At 66.3% G+C, this 20,430-nt stretch carries 20 protein-coding genes; 11 read left to right on the top strand and 9 right to left on the bottom strand.

Annotated elements, in window-relative coordinates:
* Positions 1 to 97 precede the first annotated feature (97 nt).
* Positions 98 to 1,321, top strand: a complete 1,224-nt coding sequence (locus MJ603_RS09730; RefSeq protein WP_243063515.1) for a hypothetical protein — start codon at positions 98 to 100, stop codon at positions 1,319 to 1,321.
* Positions 1,318 to 2,199 (top strand): glycosyltransferase family 2 protein, encoded by an 882-nt coding sequence (locus MJ603_RS09725; protein WP_243063514.1) that lies wholly within the window; start codon positions 1,318 to 1,320, stop codon positions 2,197 to 2,199. The genes MJ603_RS09730 and MJ603_RS09725 overlap by 4 nt, the downstream gene beginning before the upstream one ends.
* A gap of 6 nt (positions 2,200 to 2,205) precedes the next feature.
* Here MJ603_RS09725 and MJ603_RS09720 read toward each other — a convergent pair whose 3' ends face one another.
* Both MJ603_RS09720 and MJ603_RS09715 read right to left on the bottom strand, forming a co-directional pair.
* Positions 2,206 to 2,961 (bottom strand): glycosyltransferase, encoded by a 756-nt coding sequence (locus tag MJ603_RS09720; RefSeq protein WP_279239128.1) that lies wholly within the window; start codon positions 2,959 to 2,961, stop codon positions 2,206 to 2,208.
* Between the two features lie 4 nt (positions 2,962 to 2,965).
* Positions 2,966 to 4,174, bottom strand: a complete 1,209-nt coding sequence (locus MJ603_RS09715) for a lipopolysaccharide biosynthesis protein (RefSeq protein WP_243063512.1) — start codon at positions 4,172 to 4,174, stop codon at positions 2,966 to 2,968.
* Positions 4,175 to 4,320: 146 nt separating this feature from the next.
* On the opposite strand from MJ603_RS09715, the gene MJ603_RS09710 reads away from it, so the two are divergent.
* Entirely contained in the window at positions 4,321 to 5,331 is a 1,011-nt protein-coding gene (locus MJ603_RS09710) for a glycosyltransferase (RefSeq protein ID WP_243063511.1), read from the top strand.
* Between the two features lie 17 nt (positions 5,332 to 5,348).
* Here MJ603_RS09710 and MJ603_RS09705 read toward each other — a convergent pair whose 3' ends face one another.
* Positions 5,349 to 6,296: a glycosyltransferase gene (locus MJ603_RS09705; RefSeq protein WP_243063510.1), complete on the bottom strand. Its 948-nt coding sequence runs from the start codon at positions 6,294 to 6,296 to the stop codon at positions 5,349 to 5,351.
* 92 nt (positions 6,297 to 6,388) lie between these two features.
* Between MJ603_RS09705 and MJ603_RS09700 the strand changes: the two genes are divergently transcribed.
* From MJ603_RS09700 to MJ603_RS09685, 4 genes are all read left to right on the top strand, one after another.
* Positions 6,389 to 7,120, top strand: coding sequence for a glycosyltransferase family 2 protein (locus MJ603_RS09700; RefSeq protein WP_243063509.1), 732 nt, complete (start codon positions 6,389 to 6,391; stop codon positions 7,118 to 7,120).
* Positions 7,117 to 7,509 (top strand): DUF2304 domain-containing protein, encoded by a 393-nt coding sequence (locus tag MJ603_RS09695; protein WP_243063508.1) that lies wholly within the window; start codon positions 7,117 to 7,119, stop codon positions 7,507 to 7,509. Before MJ603_RS09700 ends, MJ603_RS09695 begins: the two co-directional genes overlap by 4 nt.
* A gap of 149 nt (positions 7,510 to 7,658) precedes the next feature.
* The gene (locus MJ603_RS09690; RefSeq protein ID WP_243063507.1) at positions 7,659 to 8,600 is read left to right on the top strand and encodes a glycosyltransferase family 2 protein; all 942 of its coding nucleotides are present in this window, start codon (positions 7,659 to 7,661) and stop codon (positions 8,598 to 8,600) included.
* Positions 8,597 to 9,463 (top strand): glycosyltransferase, encoded by an 867-nt coding sequence (locus tag MJ603_RS09685; RefSeq protein WP_243063506.1) that lies wholly within the window; start codon positions 8,597 to 8,599, stop codon positions 9,461 to 9,463. The genes MJ603_RS09690 and MJ603_RS09685 overlap by 4 nt, the downstream gene beginning before the upstream one ends.
* A 28-nt stretch (positions 9,464 to 9,491) precedes the next feature.
* On the opposite strand, the gene MJ603_RS09680 is transcribed toward MJ603_RS09685, so the two are convergent.
* Positions 9,492 to 11,438 (bottom strand): DUF6541 family protein, encoded by a 1,947-nt coding sequence (locus MJ603_RS09680; RefSeq protein ID WP_243063505.1) that lies wholly within the window; start codon positions 11,436 to 11,438, stop codon positions 9,492 to 9,494.
* Between the two features lie 263 nt (positions 11,439 to 11,701).
* On the opposite strand from MJ603_RS09680, the gene glf reads away from it, so the two are divergent.
* Both glf and MJ603_RS09670 read left to right on the top strand, forming a co-directional pair.
* The gene (gene glf, locus MJ603_RS09675) at positions 11,702 to 12,862 is read left to right on the top strand and encodes a UDP-galactopyranose mutase (RefSeq protein WP_243063504.1); all 1,161 of its coding nucleotides are present in this window, start codon (positions 11,702 to 11,704) and stop codon (positions 12,860 to 12,862) included.
* 3 nt (positions 12,863 to 12,865) lie between these two features.
* Entirely contained in the window at positions 12,866 to 14,923 is a 2,058-nt protein-coding gene (locus tag MJ603_RS09670) for a glycosyltransferase (RefSeq protein ID WP_243063503.1), read from the top strand.
* 58 nt (positions 14,924 to 14,981) lie between these two features.
* On the opposite strand, the gene MJ603_RS09665 is transcribed toward MJ603_RS09670, so the two are convergent.
* The gene (locus MJ603_RS09665; protein WP_243063502.1) at positions 14,982 to 15,662 is read right to left on the bottom strand and encodes an SDR family NAD(P)-dependent oxidoreductase; all 681 of its coding nucleotides are present in this window, start codon (positions 15,660 to 15,662) and stop codon (positions 14,982 to 14,984) included.
* Between the two features lie 128 nt (positions 15,663 to 15,790).
* Between MJ603_RS09665 and MJ603_RS09660 the strand changes: the two genes are divergently transcribed.
* Positions 15,791 to 16,213 (top strand): helix-turn-helix domain-containing protein, encoded by a 423-nt coding sequence (locus tag MJ603_RS09660; RefSeq protein WP_243063501.1) that lies wholly within the window; start codon positions 15,791 to 15,793, stop codon positions 16,211 to 16,213.
* Positions 16,214 to 16,217: 4 nt separating this feature from the next.
* On the opposite strand, the gene MJ603_RS18555 is transcribed toward MJ603_RS09660, so the two are convergent.
* The 4 genes from MJ603_RS18555 to MJ603_RS09645 all read right to left on the bottom strand — a co-directional run bounded on the left by MJ603_RS18555 (position 16,218) and on the right by MJ603_RS09645 (position 18,697).
* Positions 16,218 to 16,349: a hypothetical protein gene (locus MJ603_RS18555; protein ID WP_279239127.1), complete on the bottom strand. Its 132-nt coding sequence runs from the start codon at positions 16,347 to 16,349 to the stop codon at positions 16,218 to 16,220.
* Complete coding sequence (locus MJ603_RS09655) at positions 16,346 to 17,029, bottom strand: DsbA family oxidoreductase (RefSeq protein WP_243063500.1); 684 nt, start codon at positions 17,027 to 17,029, stop codon at positions 16,346 to 16,348. Before MJ603_RS09655 ends, MJ603_RS18555 begins: the two co-directional genes overlap by 4 nt.
* A gap of 191 nt (positions 17,030 to 17,220) precedes the next feature.
* Positions 17,221 to 18,087, bottom strand: a complete 867-nt coding sequence (gene rfbA / locus MJ603_RS09650) for a glucose-1-phosphate thymidylyltransferase RfbA (RefSeq protein WP_243063499.1) — start codon at positions 18,085 to 18,087, stop codon at positions 17,221 to 17,223.
* A gap of 1 nt (position 18,088) precedes the next feature.
* Positions 18,089 to 18,697, bottom strand: coding sequence for a dTDP-4-dehydrorhamnose 3,5-epimerase family protein (locus MJ603_RS09645; protein WP_243063498.1), 609 nt, complete (start codon positions 18,695 to 18,697; stop codon positions 18,089 to 18,091).
* Between the two features lie 158 nt (positions 18,698 to 18,855).
* Between MJ603_RS09645 and MJ603_RS09640 the strand changes: the two genes are divergently transcribed.
* A complete protein-coding gene (locus tag MJ603_RS09640) occupies positions 18,856 to 20,328 on the top strand; it encodes a DUF2142 domain-containing protein (protein ID WP_243063497.1) in 1,473 nt (490 codons plus the stop codon).
* Positions 20,329 to 20,430: the final 102 nt, after the last annotated feature.

The raw sequence follows: 20,430 nt of genomic DNA, 5'->3' as shown, positions 1-20,430 counted from the left end.
ATGGCCTCATGAGGCGCCGAGCCTGTGCGGCGGCGCCGCGCGCGGCGCGTCTCATCCCGAAAGCAGAGGTACTCATCGTGAATCCGGCGTCGCGCCGATGGTGAGCGCACGAAGCATCGCACGCACGTTCAGCGGGTACGGCCTGTCGGTGATCACCGGCGGCATCATCAGCATCGCCGTCATTCCCGTGGTCATCATCGTCGCGGGCGCGCACACCTGGGCGACCATCGCCGTCGCGCAGGGCGTTGCCGGTTTCGGTGTCGTGCTCGTCGGTGCCGGCTGGGGGGTCACCGGTCCCACCGAGGTCGCGAGCATGGATGCCGGCGAGCGCGGCCTGTCCTACGTGGAATCGCTGGTGAGCCGCACGTGGCTGCTCCTCGGCGTCGGTGCCGTCTGCGTCGTGATCACCATCGTGCTGTTGCCACAGCAGCCGCTGATCGCCGTCGTGACGTTGATCGCCGCGCTCCTGCCAGGACTCTCCGGCGGCTGGTTCTTCGTCGGCGAGTCGAGTCCGCTGCGCTTTCTGTTCCTCGAGACCATTCCCAGGCAGATCGGATCGGTGATCGGCGCACTGGTGCTGTTCTGGACGGGCGACGCGTTGTGGTTCGTCGGATTCCAGTTGATCGGCGGCATCGCGGCCACCGTGGTCTCGAGCGCGAGCATCCTGCGCAGATACTCCGGGTGGAGGGTCGATCTCTCGCTCGTGAACGCGATCGCCAGGCTGCGAACCCACCTGCCGGCCGTCTCGATGTCGGCCGTCTCCACGCTGTACGTGAACCTGCCGATCATCGTCGTGCAGATCTTCTTGCCGAGCTTCACGGCCGTGTACGCCCTGGCCGAACGCATCATGCGACTCGCGCTCTACGCCACCCGGCCGTACGTGCAGGTGTCGCAAGGGTATGTGCCGCGCAAGGACCCCGCGGAGCAGCTGCATCACGCACGACGCGTGACAATGCTCACGATCTATCTCGGTATCGCAGGCGCCGTGCTCTACATGCTGCTCGCGCCTTGGGCCGGCCTGGTGCTCTCCGGCGGCCAGCTCGCCATTTCGTATCCCGTCGCGATCACGCTGGGCCTCGCGTTGGGCGCGATGCTCATCTCGCAGGTCACGGGCTTCGCGGTGCTCACCACCTACCGACTGACCTCCGCTCTGGCATGGAGCACCGTTGCGGGAGCCGTCGTCGGCGTGGCAGGCCTGATTCCGGCCGCTCTGGTCTTCGGACTCCTCGGTGTCACCTCCGCGCTGGCGCTGTCCGAGATCGTGGTGCTGGCCTATCAGCTCGTCGTGATGAATCGACGAGTCTTCAAGGCGGCATCGTGACGATCGACATCATGATGCCGTTCTATGGCGATCCGACGCTCTTCCGGCAGGCCGTGCGCAGCGTGCTGGGCCAGACGTCATCGGATTGGCACCTCACGGTGCTGGACGACTGCTACCCCGACCGAGCGCCGGGCGAATGGGTGCGCTCACTCGACGACCCGCGCGTCACGTACCTTCGCAACGCCGAGAACCTCGGCGTCACCGGCAACTTCCAGCGCTCGGTCGACCTCTCCAGCGCCGATCACGTCGTGATCATGGGATGTGACGACCTGATGCTCCCCGATTACGTCGAGTCTCTCGAGAAAGCCATCCGCGCGTTCCCCGACGGCTCCTACTACCATCCGGGCGTCGACGTCATCGACGCCGAGGGCAGATCGGTGATGCCGCTGGCCGACCGACTCAAGGCACTGCTTCGCCCCAAGGTCGCCGACATCGCCGAACTCCGGGGAGAGGCGCTGACGGTCGGGCTCCTGCGCGGCGACTGGGCGTACTTCCCCTCGATCTGCTGGCGCCGAACGGAGCTGGTCGATCGGGGGTTCCGGCCCGAGTTCGAGGTGGCCCTCGATCTCGCCTTGCAGCTCGAGATACTGATGGACGGCGGGTCCCTCGTGCTCTTCTCCCAGACCACCTTCCGATACCGCAGGCATTCCGCGAGCGTGTCGTCGTGGACCGCGGCCAACGGTGCCCGGTTCGAAGAGGAGGCCGCACTGTTCGCGGAATTCGCCGAGAGGGCCGACCAGCTGGGATGGAAGAAAGCGGCCCGCGCGGCACGTGTGCACGTGACGTCGCGGATGAACGCGCTCACCAACCTCGTCGGGGCGATCGCTCAGCGGGACGGTGCCGGCGTGCGCACCCTGCTCGGGCACGCCTTGCGCTGAACCGGCTCAGCGGGTCGAACGTTCGCGCCTTGCGCGGCGATACGCGACCAGGATGGCGCGAACCAGCATCCAGCGCGCCTTCAACACCTCGACGGGGCCACGCGGTCGAGACGGCGATGTGTTCGCGTCGTGCAGCCGCCGCAGCACCGTGACCTGCTCGAGGTGGGCCATCGAGCGGCCTGCATTGCCACTCAGCGCGATCCACAGGTCGTGCGATTCGGTGAGGAACGCCGGGAACGGAAGGATGCGACTCCTCGCCGACGGCGTCATCGCCATCGCGCAGCCGAAGTACGGCATCGCCCCGGCCAGCACACCGAGCGAATTGCGGAGCCGGTGCGTCGACGTCGACGCGCTCAAGTGCCAGTCCGAGCCTCCGAACGGCGTCGGCAACGGTGCTCCGTCGGGGTAGAGGGCGAGATTCGACGCGACCACGTCGGCGTTCTGCAGCGCCCCGACGAGTGCGTCGAGTCGCCCCGGTGCCCACACGTCGTCCTGGTCGCTGAGCACCAGAGCCGCTCCCCTGGCCAGCCGAAGCGCGTCCTCGAAGGTCGCGACGTATCCACTGTTGGCCTCGTGCACGGTGACGTGGATGCGCGGATCTCCGATGGCCGAGACGACGGCGACGGTGTCATCGGTCGATGCGTCGTCCACCACGACGACCTCGCCATCGGCGGGCAACTGTTCGAGGATCGACTCGAGCTGCTCCTCGACGAATCGCGCTCCGTTGTAGGTGGCCATGCAGACGCTGACGGAGACCGGCATCCGCTCAGTCACCGGAGGCCTCCGGGGCCGGCTCGGCAAGGTTCATCCTGCGCGACAGCTCGCGGCGTAGCACGGAGTACTGGTACGAGGCCACCACCGCCTCCGACACCGCGACCGACCAGGCGACCAGCACCGGAAGATGCAGAACGGCGAAGACGATGATCAGCGGTGCACCGACCAGCGCGCCGACGACGGTCGAGGCGGCGAGCGATCGCGCTCGCCCGACCGGCACCAGGCACGCGTAGCCGATCACCGCAGACGACGCGACGAACACGAATGCCACGCCGAGCGGGATGCTCAGCGCGAACGGCACCTCGATCTCCCCGCCGGAGAGCAGCCAGGCGAGCGGTCGCGTGAGCAGGGCGACGAGAGCACCGCCGACGATGCCGAACCCCAATCCCGCCCAGGTCGCGTATTTCATCCGGTCGAACGAGCGTCGTTCCCCGGCTTCGGGCACCCAGCCCTGCAAGAACTGCTGCACGGGCGAGAACGCAACGTTCGCATACCGGAAGAATCGATCTGCCAGCGCGTAGATCGGCACGAATCCCGGCAGGAAGGTCTGGATCGACAGCAGCGGCAGGTTCACGTAGAGACCGGAGGTGAGTGCGCTGGTCACCGCGTGACGCTGACCGGCGAGGCTCGCCACCGCCGCTCGTGGAGACGTGCGACCTCGGATGCCCGCACCGGAACCGCGCAGCACGACGAAGGCATCCAGCACAACCGCGACCAGGCTGCCCGCTGCCTGCAGAAGGAGGAAGACGATCAGGCTTCGGGTGGCGACGGCGCCGGCGAGCCCGGCGAGCGTGCCGACGAGCGTCGGCAAGGAGTCGTAGACGAAGAGCCGCCATGGTCGCCCCTCGCCGACGAAGTACCAACTCGCTCCGAGGAACGGAAGCAGGTAGGTGACGGATCCCACGATGGCGACCGCGATGTCGCCCCTGGTCAGAAAGGCGAGCACGATGGCGCCGATGACGACACCGATCACGAAGAGGTAGGAACGCGCGATCAGGGATCGGGCGTACAGGTCGGGTCGCACCGCCTTCGCCGAGGCCGCAACGGCCGACGGTCCTGTCGCACCCCAGCCGAACGCGACCAGGATGCCCACCAGCTGGCTCGTCGCCTGCACGACGGCGAGAGAGCCCCATTCGGCAGCGCCGAGCGACCGGACGAGCAAAGGGATGGTGACGATGCCGAGTACCGTGCTCGCCGCCACCGGTACAGCGAACCCGGCAATCCGCTTTGAGATACTGATAAGCGCGCGCGGGGCCACTGGTCTTCCCCTCGAGTTTTGGGACCACCAGAGTCTACGGGCTCCCCCGACGCGATCCGCCGCACGACCCAGCCTGAAACAGGAGCACGATGGACGACGACGCCGGCTTCGGGACTGTGGCGATGGCCGCATACAATCCGGACCCCGAGCTGTTCGCACGGCAGCTGAGAAGCATCCAGGATCAATCGCATCGAGACTTCGAGTGCCTGATCTCCGCCGATGGTCGACCAGAGATCGTGAAGGCCCTCGTCGACGAGGCGGTTGCGGGTGACGAACGGTTTCGTGTGATCGGATTCGACGAGCGCGTCGGCTTCTACGGCAACTTCGAACGCGTGGTCGCCGCCGCGCATCCTGAGTCGACCTGGATCGCGCTCAGCGATCAAGACGACTACTGGTACCCGAACAAGCTCGAGACGCTCCTCCCCCATCTCGCCACGCACTCGCTGGTCTCCGGCCAGGCCCGCGTCGTCGAGTACCCCTCCGGTCGCGTCATCTCGGCCGACACCCGGCGGCTCGATCTCGCCGTGCCGTACTTCACGCTGACCAACCAGTTCACCGGCGGCATCTGCCTTCTGCGCAGTGATGTTCTGACCATCGCCCTGCCGTTCCCCCGCATGTCCACGCCGTCGGAAGTGCACGATCACTGGCTGGCGCTCTGCGCATCCGCCCGATCGGGAACGCTCGTCACCGACGACATCGTGCAGGACTACGTGCAGCACGGCGGCAACGCCATCGGCGAGATGTTGTCGGAGGGAAGCACGATCGATCCCGGCTCGAGCTGGGCAACTGTGCGCTCGATCTCCGACCGCTACGAAGGAGGCCACGGTCCGCTGGCGGTGGCGAGGTCGGTGTTCAAAGTCTCGGTCGGCTGGCGTCAGCTCATGGTCGAGACCCTGGCGCGGCGCGTGCCCGACTCGGCGTCGATGCGGCAACTCGTCGCCCTGTACGGCAAGCGGCGCCGGTTCGTGCGCACGTTCCGTTTCGTCCGCGATGCTCGGCGCCGCGACCTCGTCGCCTCGCGCAGCGTCATCGAGTACCTGGGCGGATGGATCGCCGGCTGGTTCATCGGCGGCAGGTCGTTGGGCATGCCAGAGGACTGAGCCACACGGCCGGGCCCTCAGGCGGTGTGCCCCGGTCGCTCCACCCGTTGCCCGCGCCACGAGATCGACGACGCCGTGTCGTTCAGATCGCTCGGGATGCCACCGCCGGCACCCGTGCGCCCGTCCCGCCATCCGCGTCTCAGCACCGTGACGAGGGCCGGCCTCGGACGGGCGAAGGCCACGGCCACGACGAAGTGGGCGAGGTCACGGTTGCGCTCGCGCCGAAGCAGAGGGCCGGCGATGTTTCGGTAGCGCCTGGTCACGATGACACGATTGCGTGCCCGGTAGTAGTAGCGGAACGGGGAACTGAGCGTCGTGCTCACCCTGCGGCCGAGCACGGACATGGACTGGAAGTGTCCCAGCTCGTGCGGAAGGTCCAAGCCAGAAGCCGCCACGGACACCAAGCCGGCTTCGAGAGCTCGCAGATAGAACTCCACGTCGACGAGGTCGATGAAGAGCCCCTCGTCGAAGGTGCCGATACGTTCGAGGGCAGAGCCTGTGACGAGCATCCCCGACTGGATCGGACGCAGCGCCTCGCGCAGACCGGACGCAAGCTCGGGCCCGGTCTGATCGACGCCCGCGAACGTCGCTGGCGCGACGATCGCGACGGGCAGACCCGCGTCTTCTGACTCGCGGAGCACGTCCAGAAGCCTCGCGACGAAACCCGCAGGCGGATTGCTGTCCTGATCGAACGTGACGACGACGTCGGATCGGTCCAGGTCGGCGGCCTCGATTCCCGCGTTGAGAGCCGCCGCGATCCCGGAGTTCGCCTGAAGCACGACAAGGCGGGCGCCCGCGGCGGTGAGCTCGGAGAACACCTCGTCGAAGCCGTCTCCGCTGCCGTCGTCCACAACGACGACGTGATCGACCTGATCGACGATCCTGGCGACGTTGTCGACGACGTCGTGGCCCGGCCGGTACACCGACACCACTGCGACCACGCGACGTTCGGAGGGATTGTCCACGCCTCGATTCTTCACTACTCCGGCTGGCCCTCCCGCCCGCCGACGGCCGGGCCATCCTGATCGTCATCCGCCCACCCGGTAGAATTCCGGGCATGCCAACGGCCCTCGAGCGCACGCTGATCGTCATGCCTGCGCTCAACGAAGAGACCAACGTCGGGGCGGTCGTCAGAGAGGTGCTCGGCACACTGCCGGGTGTGTCGTGCATCGTGATCGACGATGGATCGCGCGACGAGACCGCACGACAGGCGAATCTCGCGGGCGCCGAGGTCGCGCAGCTGCCGTTCAACCTGGGCGTCGGCGGCGCGATGCGGCTCGGATTCCGCTTCGCGCTCGAGAACGACTACGACAACGTCGTGCAGGTCGACTCCGATGGCCAGCACAACCCTTCGGAGGTCACGACGCTCCTACAGGGCCTCGAGCACGCCGACATCGTGATCGGAGCACGGTTCGCGGGCAAGGGCGCCTATGTGGTCAAGGGACCGCGCCGCTGGGCGATGTCCCTTCTCTCGGTCGTGATGAGCAGAGTCGCCCGCACCAAACTCACCGACACCACGTCGGGGTTCAAAGCGATGGGGCCGCGCGCCGTCGCCTTGTTCGCATCCAACTACCCGGCCGAATACCTCGGCGACACGATCGAGGCACTCGTCATCGCGGCGAAGGCAGGGCTCACGATCACCCAAGTGCCTACCGAGATGCGCGAGCGCGCCGGCGGAACGCCGTCGCAGAACCCCATCAAGGCCGCTGTGTATCTGGCTCGCGCTGCCCTCGCCCTGCTGGTCGGGCTCATCCGACCGCCGACCCCACTACCGAGAGATGCCTCATGACCACCGCCAGTTATGTGCTCGGCGTCGTCGCGTCGCTGCTCGTCCTGATCATCGTGATCGAGATGCTTCGGCGCAGGCGTCTGCGGGAGCGTCACGCCCTGTGGTGGCTGATCGCCGGCATCCTCGCGCTTATCGCAGGGATCTTCCCCAAGACGCTCGAGTGGGCCGCCCAGCTGGTCGGGGTGCAACTGCCGACCAACCTCGTGTTCTTCGTGGGCATCGCCATCCTGTTCCTGGTCTGCCTGCAGCACAGCGCCGAACTCACCACCGTCGAAGCCAAGACGCGCACGCTCGCTGAGCAGTCGGCGATGCAGGAGCTGCGCATTCGCGAACTCGAACGCCAGCTGACCGGCAAGGACAGGCTCGCACCCGACTCCGATGGCGAGTGAGAGGCCGGCGGCCGGGCTCTGGAGAACTCGCGCCGACGGGTCGGGGGCAGCGATCGTTACAGCCTTTCCCGATAAACTCCACCGGTCCTTGCACGCATCCGGCGATCGCCGAGACCTTCGCGTGTCCAACTGAATTCGAAGGGATTCGTGTGCGCGTAGTCGCGGTGATCGTCGCTTACAACAGGCGCGAGCTGCTGCTCGAGTGTCTGGATGCGCTGGCGGCGCAGACCCGTCGGCTCGACGCGATCGTCGTCGTCGACAACGCATCGACCGACGGGTCTGCTGATGCTGTCGCGTCGTCGCATCCCGATGTGGACCTCGTGAGGCTGCCCGTCAACACCGGCGGAGCCGGTGGGTTCGCCGTCGGCATCGAACACGGGGTCTCCACCCAGCATGCGGACCTGATCTGGGTGATGGACGACGACACGATCCCGACCCCCACCGCGCTCGCAGCCCTGCTGGATGCCCGCGCCTCCGCCCGCGAGACCCCCGCCATCCTGGGGTCGCGAGTGATGTGGACCGACGGGCAGGACCACCCGATGAACACGCCGAGGAACAAGCCGCTCGCCTCCGCCGCTGAGCGACGCGATGCGGCAGCGGCGGGCGGCGTCGCGGTGCGATCGTCGTCGTTCGTCTCGATGCTGCTCGACGCGGATGCCGTCGGCGCGGTCGGTCTGCCGATCGCCGAGTACTTCATCTGGAACGACGACTTCGAATTCAGCGCCCGGGTTCTGCGTCACCGCCGCGGTATGTTCGTGCCGGCGAGCGTCGTGCTGCACAAGACCAAGGCGAGAGCCGACACCGACGTCGATCCTGGCGAACGCTTCTACTACGAGGTGCGCAACAAACTCTGGTTGTTCCGGGCGTCTTCAGCCCTGGCCTGGTACGAGCAGCCTCTCTACCTGGCGGCAACGGCACGCCGGTGGCTGCGCACTTACCTGAGGTCGAGCGATCGGGCGACGATCTCCCGCACGTTCCGAGCCGGCTGGCGCGACGGCACGCGATCCAGGCCGCGCACGAACAGCGAGTTTCTGGCATCCCTCGGACTGGACGCGACATCGATGGCCGCGTTCGAGGCGGCGAGCGGATGACCGAGACCCCCGAATTCTCACTCCTGCTCCCGGTGTACGGCGGCGACTCGGCGCCGTTTCTGCTTCGTGCCTTCCGCAGCTCCGTCATCGAGCAGTCGCTCAAGCCATCCGAAGTCGTCCTGGTGCAGGACGGGCCGGTCTCCGCGCCCCTCGTCTCCGCCATCGCCGAGCTGGACCGCTCGACGCCGGTGCCGTTGAAGATCGTGATCCTGCCCGAGAACCGCGGCCTCTCCGAGGCGCTGACCGCCGGTCTCGCCGAATGCAGCTATGAGGTCGTCGCGAGAATGGATGCCGACGACGTCTCGGAACCACACCGCTTCGCTGTGGAACTCGAGCTCGTCGCGCGGGGATACGAACTGGTCGGCAGCGGACTCAACGAGTTCACCGAGACCGAACACGGCGAGCTCCTGGGCGTGCGGCGCGTTCCCCCCGTCGAGTCGGACGAGATCAAGCGGTACGCGCGCTTCCACGACCCGTTCAATCACCCGACAGTCGTCTACACCAAGTCGGCGGTGGAGCGTGCCGGAGGGTACCTGCCGCTCGGCATGATGGAGGACTACTGGTTGTTCGCACGCATGCTCGCGGCCGACGTGCGGGCTGTCAACTCGCCGGAGGCTCTCGTGCGGTACCGCGTGTCATCCGGTGCGTACAAGCGCCGCGGCGGCCTCCGGCTGCTTCGCAGTGAATGGATGCTGCAACGCGCCTTCGTGAAGTCCGGCTTCACCACCCGCACGCAGTTCGTGCGCAACGTCGTGGTGCGCGGCGGCTATCGGCTCGTTCCCGAACCCATCAGGCGTCGGGCCTATCGCTCGATGATCGCCGGCGAGCGCCCGGTCGCCGACAAGGCCGGCGCCGACTCCTGATCGTTCGCGCGGTCGGAGCTGGACACCGCTAGTCGCAGCCGGTGACCTTGTACAACGCGGCCGGGCCGTCGTGGTCGACCAGCGTGAGCACGGTGCTGCCCGAGAGCCCGTTCATGCCCTTGTTGATCTGACCCGTTCCGAAGACGCCTTTGGATCCGAAGTCGAGCGCGTAGGTCACGTGCTCCTCATTCAAGGCAGTGCAGACATCCGAGCCGGGGGTGGCGTATCGCAGACGAGCCAGGATGAGCGCCTGCGCGTCGTTGCGAGGGCCGTAGATGTGAGGAACCATTGACCGTCGATCCGCGAGCGCCCACACGAGCGAGGCGCCCGTCCACGGGTCACCTGCGATCACGGCATCCTTCGGCACCTCGCTCGGCACCCGGTCGATGAGCGCGCGCTCGTTCGACGAGAGCAACCACGAATCAGGTCCCATCGAGAACGAGGACGTCGCCCATCCGGACATGGATGCGAGGGCCGGCCCGGTCTGCGCCAGCACGGCCGCCACCAGTGTCACGGCGATGCCGACTGTCGTGCCGGCCACCACCCAACGACGACCGGAACCTCGTGCTGTGACGAGATCGGCCAGCCACTGCACGCCCATGACGGCCAACGGCACCAGCACCAGCGGACCCAGGGCGATGAGGCGGTGGATGTCGCTGTACCAGGTGCCCGTCACCGTGTAGCGCCATCCGCCCTCCCACATGATCGCGGTGGCGATGTAGAAGAACCAGACGATGACCAACGACCCGACGAGCCAGCGGTTTCGCCGGGTGACGAACGCGGCGACGACACCGAGGAGGGAGAGAACGGTCACCGCGATCGCCGGGGGCGTGTCCTGACCGTTCGTGACGGCGGCGAAGACGGCCGGCCACAGGGTCTTCGTCGGACCCCAGGTAGCCGAGATCTGCGGTGGTCGCACGACGAAGAAGATCGCCAACCCGACTGCGAGCACCGCTGCGGCGACGACGCCTCCGAGCCACAGGGACCTGCGCGACGCACCCTGCTCCCGCGCGCTCCTGAACCATCTCCATCCGAAGGCGAACAACAGCGGGAAGCCGACGACCAGCAACGACACGAAGGCGTTCGGATGCGCCATCGCGATTCCCGGAAGCGCGGCGACGAACGCGATCCAGGCCAGGCCGGGCGCCAGGGTCGACTTCTTGGCGAAGCCGGTGGCGAGCACCAGGAGGCCGAGCGCCGCCGGCAGCGCCGCCAGTCCGAGCAGGTTCGGGTAGAGCACACCGTAGGTCACCAGCAGCAACGGGAACGCCGCGAAACTGGCTGAGATGATGCCGGTGGCGAGCAACGCGACGATGCGCGGACCGAGGATGCTGCGAACCAACAGCACGCATCCGAGCGGCCAGATCAGTCCCCCGATCACGATGCTGAGGGCGTTCACCGCCACCGGGATGCTCGCCCCGGAATACAGCGTCGTCAGGCTCGCGATCACGTGCCAGAGGTTCGGGTAGAAACCGCCGGGGCCGCCGAACGCCGCGTTGAGGTTGATGAACGTCAACGGGTTCGCGTCGTGGGTGTCGACGATGTAGCGCACGCCGTTCAGATGGAAGACGTCGTCGAACGTCTGCGAGATCGCGTCAGGGTGCACCAACGCCGAGCCGAACCTGATGCCGAAGGCCACCAGCGCGATCAGCACCGTGACGACGACAGCGACGTTCGTCCAAGACCGGTCGCGGTGCTCAGGGGGTGCCGGCCTTCGGCGGAGCACCAGCAGCAGCACGCCGGCGACCACGACCACGACGACCGCCGTGCCGATCGCGGCGCTCACCCCGGTGAACGGAATATGACCGACACCGAACCCGAGCGACACCACCCCGAACACGGTCATCGAGAGCAGCGGAGCGAGCCCCCAGGCCGTGATGCCCCGTGCGGTGGCGGCGTAGGCGATGACGAGCCCCGGCAGCAGAACGACGACCGCGGCCGCGACGACCGCGGGCACGATGACCCACCAGCTCATGCGCGCAGATCGCCGAAGATCGGTCGCTCGCACCCGATGCGAATGAGGGAGGGCAGGCGAGTCACGGCGTCACGATATCACCCGGTGAAACGCCCAACCCTGTGACCCTCCCCTCGTCGCTGAGAACGCGACACGAGCACTCGCGGATGCCGAGGCATCCGCTGAAGACGCGGCCAGACGAGGGAAGATGACGTCCCGTAGACTCGATGGCTGGTCGAGGGCGCACTCTGCTCCCTTCATCCCCAAGCAAAGGACCAGCATTCGTGAACCCAGATCTCGTCGTCGTCGGCTCCGGTTTCTTCGGGCTCACCATCGCCGAGCGGGTGGCCGACGATCTCGGGTTGAAGGTGCTGGTGATCGACCGTCGTGCGCACATCGGCGGCAATGCGTACAGCGAGGCGGAACCGGAGACCGGTATCGAGGTGCACCGCTACGGCGCTCACCTGTTCCACACCTCGAACGTTCCGGTCTGGGACTACGTCAACCGGTTCACGAAGTTCACCCCGTACGTGCACCGCGTCTACACGAACTACCGCAACGAGGTCTTCCCGCTCCCCATCAACATGGGGACCATCAACCAGTTCTTCCGCTCGGCGTACAGCCCAGGCGAGGCGCGCGAGCTCGTCGCGCAACAGGCAACCGAGTTCGACACGCAGAGCGCCGCGAACCTCGAGCAGAAGGGCATCTCGTTGATCGGGCGGCCGCTCTACGAGGCGTTCATCCGCGACTACACGGCCAAGCAGTGGCAGACCCCGGCCGATGAGCTGCCCGCCGAGGTGATCAGCCGGCTTCCCGTGCGATACACGTACGACAACCGCTACTTCAACGACACGTTCGAGGGCCTTCCCGTCGATGGCTATACCGCGTGGCTTGAACGCATGGCCCATCATCCGAACATCGAGGTGCGACTGAACACCGACTTCTTCGACGAGTCGCAGCCCGTGAACAAGAAGTCCGTCGTCGGGCGCATCCCCGTCGTCTACACGGGTCCGGTCGACCGCTACTTCGACTACACCGGCGGCACGCTGTCGTGGCGCACGCTCGACTTCGAGCGGGAGGTGCTGCCGATCGGCGACTTCCAGGGCACGCCCGTCATGAACTACGCGGATGCCTCTGTGCCGTACACGCGCATCCACGAGTTCCGGCACTTCCACCCCGAACGCGAGTACCCGGACGACAAGACGGTGATCATGCGCGAGTTCTCCCGGTTCGCGAGCCACGAGGACGAACCGTATTACCCCGTGAACACGGCGTCGGATCGCGAGAGCCTGCTGGGCTACCGTGAGCTGCAGGCCGGCGAGCAACAGGTGTTCTTCGGCGGCCGCCTGGGAACCTATCAATACCTCGACATGCACATGGCCATCGGCTCTGCGCTGTCGATGTACTCGAACAAGATCAAGCCGCTGCTCTCCCCGGAGGTCTGAACCATGCCACGTCGTGCCACCGTCGACGCCGCGAAGGATGCCGCCGCTGAGCCAGCGTCGAAGTCTGTGCCGGAATCCCACTCCGCCTCAGGCACCGTGCTGCAGCGGGTCATCTTTCCGGAGCACGGCGACCCGCAGGCACTGCCCCTGTTCCTCGACCCCGAGGTGTGGTCGTGGGCGGCACGGGAGGAGTCCCACAAGGAGCGGCTTGCGCGCAAGCGGGGCGTCATCTCCTTGCACCAGGCGAAATCCGCCTCACGGCTGACCGACCGAAACGGCCTCGGGTGGCTGCGTGGACGACGCGGCCTGCGCATCCCCTCCTTCAAGTCGACGTCGCTCGGCACCTACTTCAACGCGTTCCCCGCCAGCTACTGGAAGTCGTGGACGTCGCTCGCCTCCGTGGTGCTGCGGGTGCAGACCGCCGGCACCGGCCGCATCGTGGTGTATCGCTCGAACGCCAGGGCGGTCGTGCAAAGGGTCGACACGGTCGAGGCCGACGGTCCGACCACGTCGAGCTTCACGATTCCGTTGACCACCTTCCTCGATGGCGGATGGCTGTGGTTCGATCTCATCGCCGAGGAGCACGCCTTCGAGCTCGTTCAGGCCGACTGGCTGGCGCCCGATGACACGCCCCGGCGCGCCGACGACCACGCCACGGTCTCCATCACCACGCTCAACCGTGGCGACTACTGCACCCGTCTGCTGAAGACGATCGGCGACGACAAGGAGACGCTCGAGCTCCTCGACCGGGTGCAGGTCATCGACCAGGGCAGCGAGAAGATCGCCGACAACCCCGGGTATGCTGCGGCCGTCGACGCACTCGACGGCAAGCTCAAGCTCATCGACCAGGCGAACATCGGCGGCTCGGGAGGATTCTCCCGCGGCATGCTCGAGACGGTCGAGGCCGGCGATTCCGGCTACGTGATCCTGCTCGACGACGACGTCGAGATCGAGCCGGAGAGCATCCGTCGCGCCGTCACCTTCGCGAACTACTGCCTGCAGCCGACCATCGTCGGCGGCCACATGTTCGACATGTACGACAAGGCCCAGTTGCACGCCTTCGCGGAGGGCATCAAGTGGTCGTCGTTCATGTGGGGACCGTTCACTCCGGAGCGACACGACTTCGGGGCATCCAATCTTCGCCAGACGCAGTGGATGCACCGCCGCTACGACGTGGACTACAACGGCTGGTGGATGTCGCTCATCCCGGTCGAGCTGATCAAGAAGATCGGCGCATCGCTTCCGGTCTTCATCAAGTGGGACGACGCCGAATACTCGCTGCGAGCCAGGGAGCACGGCTTCTCGACGGTGAGCCTGCCCGGCGCCGCCGTGTGGCACGTCTCGTGGGTCGACAAGGACGACACCCACGACTGGCAGGCGTTCTTCCACGAGCGCAACCGGTTGATCACGGCGCTGCTGCACTCGCCGGAGAAGCGCGGCGGCAGGCTCTGGCGATCGATGCTGGCCAGTGACGTGAAGAACCTGCTCACGATGGACTACTACACGGTCGCGATGCGCATGGCAGCCATCCGGAACGTCTTCGAGGGTCCTGGCCAGCTGCACGCCGACATGGTCGACCGACTCCCGCGCGTGCGAGCGATGGGGGCCGGGTTCACGGAGGCGAAGCTGATCAAGGACTCGGCGCAGATCCCGCATTTCCCGGCACGCGAGAACACGGAGCTGACTGACCGCACCGTCAACCCCGGCCCGCACGGAGCGTCGTTCGCAACCTGGCTGGTGCGCCAGGTCGCGCGACACAGCCGCAAGGTGACGAGCGATGTGAGCAAGCCGCACGGCCACCTGACCTATCAGGACGCGCGCTGGTTCGAGGTGCCGCACTGGGACAGCGTGCTGGTCTCCAACGCCGAGGGTTCGGGCGCCACCTGGCACGTGCGCGACCCGAAGAAGTTCCGCGGGCTGCTGCTGGAGGTGATCCGGTTGAACCGTCGCTATCGCCGTGAGTGGGACAGATTGCGCGCCCAGTACCGCGAGGCGCTGCCCGAGATCACGTCGCTCACGAGGTGGAAGTCGACGATCGACGCAACGAAGAAGGATGCGTAGGCTCTAGCACCCCGCTAGTCGCGTAGCGCGTGCTGCGGCCTTGTAACACGGCGGTCCGTCACAGCGCGGCGTAGGGCTGTTCGGCTCCGTCGCGGGCCCGGTGGATGCTCCAGTAGTGCTGAGCGATGGTGTCGGGTTGAGTCTCGACTCCACCCGAGCCGATCCAGGCGAAGATCGGGATGTGGACGACGTAGACACCGGTGCCCACTGTCGCCTGATGCAGTTTCAACGCGTAGCTGCGCAGCGCACCGCTGCCGATGGTCGTGGTGGTGAACTCGACGGGTCCGGCAAGCGGATCCTTGGACGTGCCACCGGTGGTGTAGATGATCGTGCCGCTGCCGCGCTCGATCATCTCGGGAAGAACCTGCTGCGTGGCCGCGATCCCGCCGTAGAGGTAGTAGTCGAGCTGAGGCTGGAGATCGGCTCTGGTCGCCTGCAGCGGGGACGGGTTGCCCGGGCCGTGGACGGGGGTGTGCGGGGCGGGCGAGTACTCCAGCACGTCTACGGCTCCGAAGCGCTCTTTGATCCGGTCGAAGGCGGCGGCGATCGATGCCGGGTCGATGACGTCGGCGGCGAAGCCTGCGGCCTCGATCCCTGCCTCGTTCAGCTCAGCGGCGAGGGCGTCGAGTTTCTCCTGGGTGCGGGCGACGAGCGCGACGGAGAATCCGTTGTCTCCGAATGCCTTGGCGATGGAGCGGCCGAGACCTGGTCCGGCTCCGACGATGGCGATAGTGGGCATGATTGATTCCCTTTCGGTGATGATGCGGCCGGATGGACCGCGAATTCGGTTGGCTCGTTACTTACTGCTTGTGCGGTAACGCACTGCGATGCCTGTAGGGTGGTGAGTGCGAGCGGGAGGCGGACGAGATGGCGACACCGACGAGGATCAGCGGGCCGTGTCAGACGTGGCCAGAAGACAGTGCGTTCATCCGTGAGGTGCTCGACCGGATCGGCGACAAGTGGTCCGTGCTGATCATCAGCACGCTCGGCGACGGGCCGCTGCGCTACTCGGAACTGCAGGCGAGCATTCCCGGAATCTCGCAGCGGATGCTGACCCAGACGCTCAAGAACCTCGAGGGAGACGGATTGATCACCCGCACGGCCTACGCCGAGATCCCGCCGCGAGTGGAGTACGAGCTGACGGATCTCGGCCGCTCCCTGATGGATGCCGTGATGGCCCTGGCAGGCTGGGCCGCCACCCACCACAGCGAGATCGCCGGCAACCGCGCCGCCACCGAACTCACAGGAGTCGGAAGGGGCAAGGTACCGGTCACGGCGTCGGCAGGTTGAGCTGTCAGTGCTCGCTGCCCGCGTCCGCGATCGTCGTCTCGTCGACGGTCTCGATGTGGCACACACCGCTATCGGGGTCGCACCATCCACTGGCGAGCGCCGCCACGATCTGGATGCCGCCGCTCGGTTCACTCATGACGCACGCTCGCTCAGCACGGGTCCGGCAGCCTGCTCGAGCATCTGGCCGTACGTGGAGACCTTCTGAGCGCCAGGGGCTGCCACCCGGCGGTCTATGACCACGAACGGGACGCCTGTGGCACCCAACTCCAAGCCATCGGCCCTGTCGATGCGCACACGGTCCGCATACTCGTCGTTCGCAAGGATGTCGCGGACCCGCTGTGCGTCCAGCCCCACCGACTCCGCGACACCGGCCAGTGCCCGCGGATCATAGGGATTGAGCGTGCCGGTGAAGAAGCCATCCTGAACACGGGAGAAGAACTCGTCGCCGTGACCCTGGCCTGCTGCGTACTGCGACACGCGGTGCAGGTCGAACGTACTGGCACTGAGACGGTCCAGCGAGAACTCGAGTCCTTCGCTGCGTGCGATGGCCTGGACTTGGCGCTCCGCGCGCAGGAACTGATCGGCGGTTCCGCCGTGCGAACGGATGAAGGCCTTCTCGATCGTCTCCGGCTCGCGAGAAGCGGTCGGATCCAGCTCGAAGGACCGCATCACGATCTCGAATCGGTCCGGGTCAGGCCGCTGCGCGATCGCCGCCTTGAGCCGATGGGTGCCGATGTAACACCACGGACAGACCAGGTCGGACCACACCTCGATGACGACCCGGGATTCCTCCGACTTTGCGACCTGCTCGACCATCTTTGCTTCCTTACCTCACTAGTAGTGCGTAACACCATCATGAGTGGGTAGGAGGCGGCGTACAAAAGGCACTTTGAAGTGCGTGCACCCGGCAACGGAGCAAGTTCCCTGAGTGAGCGGGCCGAACCAGGTCCCTGAGTGAGCGGGCCGAACCAGGTCCCTGAGCGAGCGAAGCGAGTCGAAGGGCCGCCCTACGCCTCGTCGACGAGCTTCACGAGGTACTCGCCGTATCCGCTCTTCACAAGCGGTGCGGCGATCGCACGCAGCTCATCGTCTCCGATCCACCCGGCTCGCCAGGCGATCTCCTCGATGCAGCCGATCTTCGTACCCTGCCGGTCTTCGATGACGCGCACGTACTCCGATGCCTGCATCATCGATCCGAAGGTGCCCGTGTCGAGCCAGGCGGTCCCGCGGTCGAGCACCTGCACGTTCAGCGAGCCTGCCGCCAGATAGCGTTCGTTGACCGTCGAGATCTCAAGCTCACCACGCGCGCTCGGCTCGATGGACTTTGCGATCTCGACGACGGCGTTGTCGTAGAAGTAGAGGCCGGGCACCGCGTAGTTACTCTTCGGCTGCGTCGGCTTCTCCTCGATCGAGAGTGCCTTGAAGTCGTCGTCGAACTCGACGACGCCGTATGCTCGCGGGTTGCTCACGTGATAGGCGAAGATCGTCGCACCCCGGTCATCCGTGACATGCTGCAACGCGGTGCCGAGACCTGTGCCGTGGAAGATGTTGTCGCCGAGCACGAGCGCGACGGACTCGTCGCCGATGAACTCCTCACCGATGATGAACGCCTGGGCGAGCCCGTCGGGTGACGGCTGAACCGCATACTCGAGTTGCACCCCGAGCGCCGAGCCGTCGCCCAGCAGCGCCCGGAACTGCTCGTTGTACTCCGGCGTCGTGATGATCAAGATCTCGCGGATGCCCGCCATCATCAGCGTCGACAGGGGGTAGTAGATCATCGGCTTGTCGTAGATCGGCATCAGCTGCTTCGAGATGCCCTTGGTGATCGGCCAGAGGCGCGAGCCGGATCCGCCGGCCAGAATGATGCCGCGCATGTCAGTTCGCTCCGTTCAGCGATGCGTAGAACGCGCGAGAGGCATCCCACTGCGGAAGCAGCCCCGATGCCGCGGCCTCGGCCAACGACGGCGCGTCGGTGTCCTTCGGCGACAGCAACAACTCTCCAGCCTCCTCGGGGAACACCAGCGCGACGTCCGGATCGAGCGGGTTGACGCCGTGCTCGCGCGTCGGGTTGTAGACGTCGCTGACGAGATAGCTGACCGTTGCGTCATCCGTCAGCGCCACGAAGCAGTGCCCCAGTCCCTCAGAGACGTAGATGGCGTTGCGGTCGACGTCGTCGAGCCGCACCGTATCCCACTGCCCGAAAGTCGGCGAACCGACGCGGATGTCGATGGCGTAGTCGAGTACCGCCCCACGCGTGCACGTGACGTACTTCGCCTGACCCGGCGGGATGTCGGCGAAGTGGATGCCCCGCACCGACCCTCGCTTCGAGACCGACGTGTTCGCCTGCTTGAGGTCCAGCGGATGTCCGACCGCCTCCGCCAGCTTGTCGAACCGGTACCACTCGAGAAAGACGCCACGGTCGTCTGGATGCTGCACCGGGGTGATCTCATAGGCGTCGGGCACGGAGAGTTCGCGGATTTGCACCGGGCGAGTCTACCAATCGACGCGACGCGGACCGCGATCTCGCCTCGGCATCCAGCTAGAGACACAGTCGTTGCAAAACCACCGATCGCTAAGCTCGATGCGACGGGCCGCGACCCCCTTTCGCGGGCCGTGCCCGATCTTCTGCCCCTGGAGCGCCCGTGACCACCTTCATCTCGAGCGTCGATCGAGGGGCACTCGCCGTGCAGAAGGCTCTGGCGAGTTGGTGGTGCTTCGGCGTCATCCTCGGCGTCTTCGCGCTCGGTTCCACCTGGCTCGCGATCACCGGAGCCGACCATTTTCTGTACGACGAGGACTACCACTTCGGCATCGTGCAGGTGTACACGCATCAGTGGCTCCCGTTCATCCATCAAGGCAATCGCTTCGAGGGCCTCGGCGACATCGGCCGCACCGGGTCGTACCTCTACCACTACCTCGTCAGTTTTCCCGTGCGATTGGTGGAAGCCTTCGGCGGCAATGATCGCGCGCAACTCGTGTCGGCCCGACTGTGCTCTGTCGTCTTCTTCAGCGCGTCGTTCGTGTGGTTCCGTCTGCTGCTTCGGGAGCTGGGTGCTTCCCGCGCTCTGACGAATGTCGCCCTTGCCGTTTTCGCGGCGATCCCGATCGCATCCGCCGTCGCCGCCACCGTCAACTACGACTCGCTCACCATCCTGTTCACGGCCATCTTCCTGTGGCAGGCGGTACGCATCTGGAAGGCGCCCGACCTGCGCTTTCCCGAACTCCTCCTGCTCGCCGCCGTCGGATGCTTCGGCTCACTCACGAAGTACACGTTCCTTCCTGTGTTCGCCGCCACCGCGGTACTCCTCGCGATCGTGCTCATCGTTCGGGCATGTCGGGGACAGACGAAGTTCACGTGGGGCTACGGAACGTGGCGCTTCTTCGCGTGGGGCGCTGCAGCGCTGATCGGAGTCGGCCTCTTCGTCGAACGCTACGTCGTGAATCTCATCGTCTATCGATCGCTGCAGCCCGACTGCGGAAAGCTCCATCCGGTCTCGTTCTGTCTGACCTACGGCCCCTGGGCCCGCAACTACACCCTGGCCGAACAGTTCGTCGGGGCCGCTCCTACACCGGGTCGCGTCGTCTATTTCTTCTTCCAGCAGTGGATCCCGGGCCTGCTCTGGTCGTCGCGGTACGTCGGCACCAATACGCACGCGACGATCGGCGCCGCGAGCACGGCGACGATCATCGACGTCGGCGTCGCGCTCGGCGCCTTCCTCATCGTGGTCGGCATCGGCTGGCTTCTGGCTCGGCGCGGCATGGTCGTTCCGTTCGTCGCCGTCCTCGCCTACATGATCGCCCTTTTCGCCGTCAATCTCGGAGACTTCGACAAGACGGATCAGCCGATCGGCGTTCAGGGCAGGTACCTGCTGCCTCTGGCTCCGATCTTGATCGCCGCCGCCGGAATGGTGCTCGCTCGGTTCTTCGACTCGATGTACCTGCGTGCCGCGATCGCCAAGGTGCTTGTCGTCGTCGCCATCGCCATCGCGATGACCCAGGGCGGCGGAGTGCTGACCTACTTCGCCGCTGCGAGTGACGACTGGTACGCAGTGACCGGATGGCCGATGCGCGTGAACCACGCCCTGACCTGGATCGCGAACAAGCTCCTCATCTGACTGTCGTCGCGGCCAGCGCACAGGGTCTCCAGATTCGCCTCATAAGGCACCCACAGCCCTTTGGCTTACCCTTGAATGGGTGACACCGTGTTCGTGGTGCCA

The organism is Humibacter sp. RRB41 (genome assembly GCF_022761015.1).
Classification (GTDB): domain Bacteria; phylum Actinomycetota; class Actinomycetes; order Actinomycetales; family Microbacteriaceae; genus Humibacter.
Note: the sequence above shows the minus strand (reverse complement) of the source record. Positions and strands in the feature narration are given on the sequence as shown.

Bases quoted from the DNA above. Each gene is read 5' to 3' on its own strand.
- MJ603_RS09730 (WP_243063515.1), top strand. From the start codon at position 98: ATGGTGAGCGCACGAAGCATCGCACGCACGTTCAGCGGGTACGGCCTG.
- MJ603_RS09720 (WP_279239128.1), bottom strand. From the start codon at position 2,961: ATGCCGGTCTCCGTCAGCGTCTGCATGGCCACCTACAACGGAGCGCGA.
- MJ603_RS09710 (WP_243063511.1), top strand. From the start codon at position 4,321: ATGGACGACGACGCCGGCTTCGGGACTGTGGCGATGGCCGCATACAAT.
- MJ603_RS09700 (WP_243063509.1), top strand. From the start codon at position 6,389: ATGCCAACGGCCCTCGAGCGCACGCTGATCGTCATGCCTGCGCTCAAC.
- MJ603_RS09695 (WP_243063508.1), top strand. From the start codon at position 7,117: ATGACCACCGCCAGTTATGTGCTCGGCGTCGTCGCGTCGCTGCTCGTC.
- MJ603_RS09685 (WP_243063506.1), top strand. From the start codon at position 8,597: ATGACCGAGACCCCCGAATTCTCACTCCTGCTCCCGGTGTACGGCGGC.
- MJ603_RS09680 (WP_243063505.1), bottom strand. From the start codon at position 11,438: ATGAGCTGGTGGGTCATCGTGCCCGCGGTCGTCGCGGCCGCGGTCGTC.
- MJ603_RS09670 (WP_243063503.1), top strand. From the start codon at position 12,866: ATGCCACGTCGTGCCACCGTCGACGCCGCGAAGGATGCCGCCGCTGAG.
- MJ603_RS09665 (WP_243063502.1), bottom strand. From the start codon at position 15,662: ATGCCCACTATCGCCATCGTCGGAGCCGGACCAGGTCTCGGCCGCTCC.
- MJ603_RS09660 (WP_243063501.1), top strand. From the start codon at position 15,791: ATGGCGACACCGACGAGGATCAGCGGGCCGTGTCAGACGTGGCCAGAA.
- MJ603_RS18555 (WP_279239127.1), bottom strand. From the start codon at position 16,349: ATGAGTGAACCGAGCGGCGGCATCCAGATCGTGGCGGCGCTCGCCAGT.
- MJ603_RS09655 (WP_243063500.1), bottom strand. From the start codon at position 17,029: ATGGTCGAGCAGGTCGCAAAGTCGGAGGAATCCCGGGTCGTCATCGAG.
- rfbA (WP_243063499.1), bottom strand. From the start codon at position 18,087: ATGCGCGGCATCATTCTGGCCGGCGGATCCGGCTCGCGCCTCTGGCCG.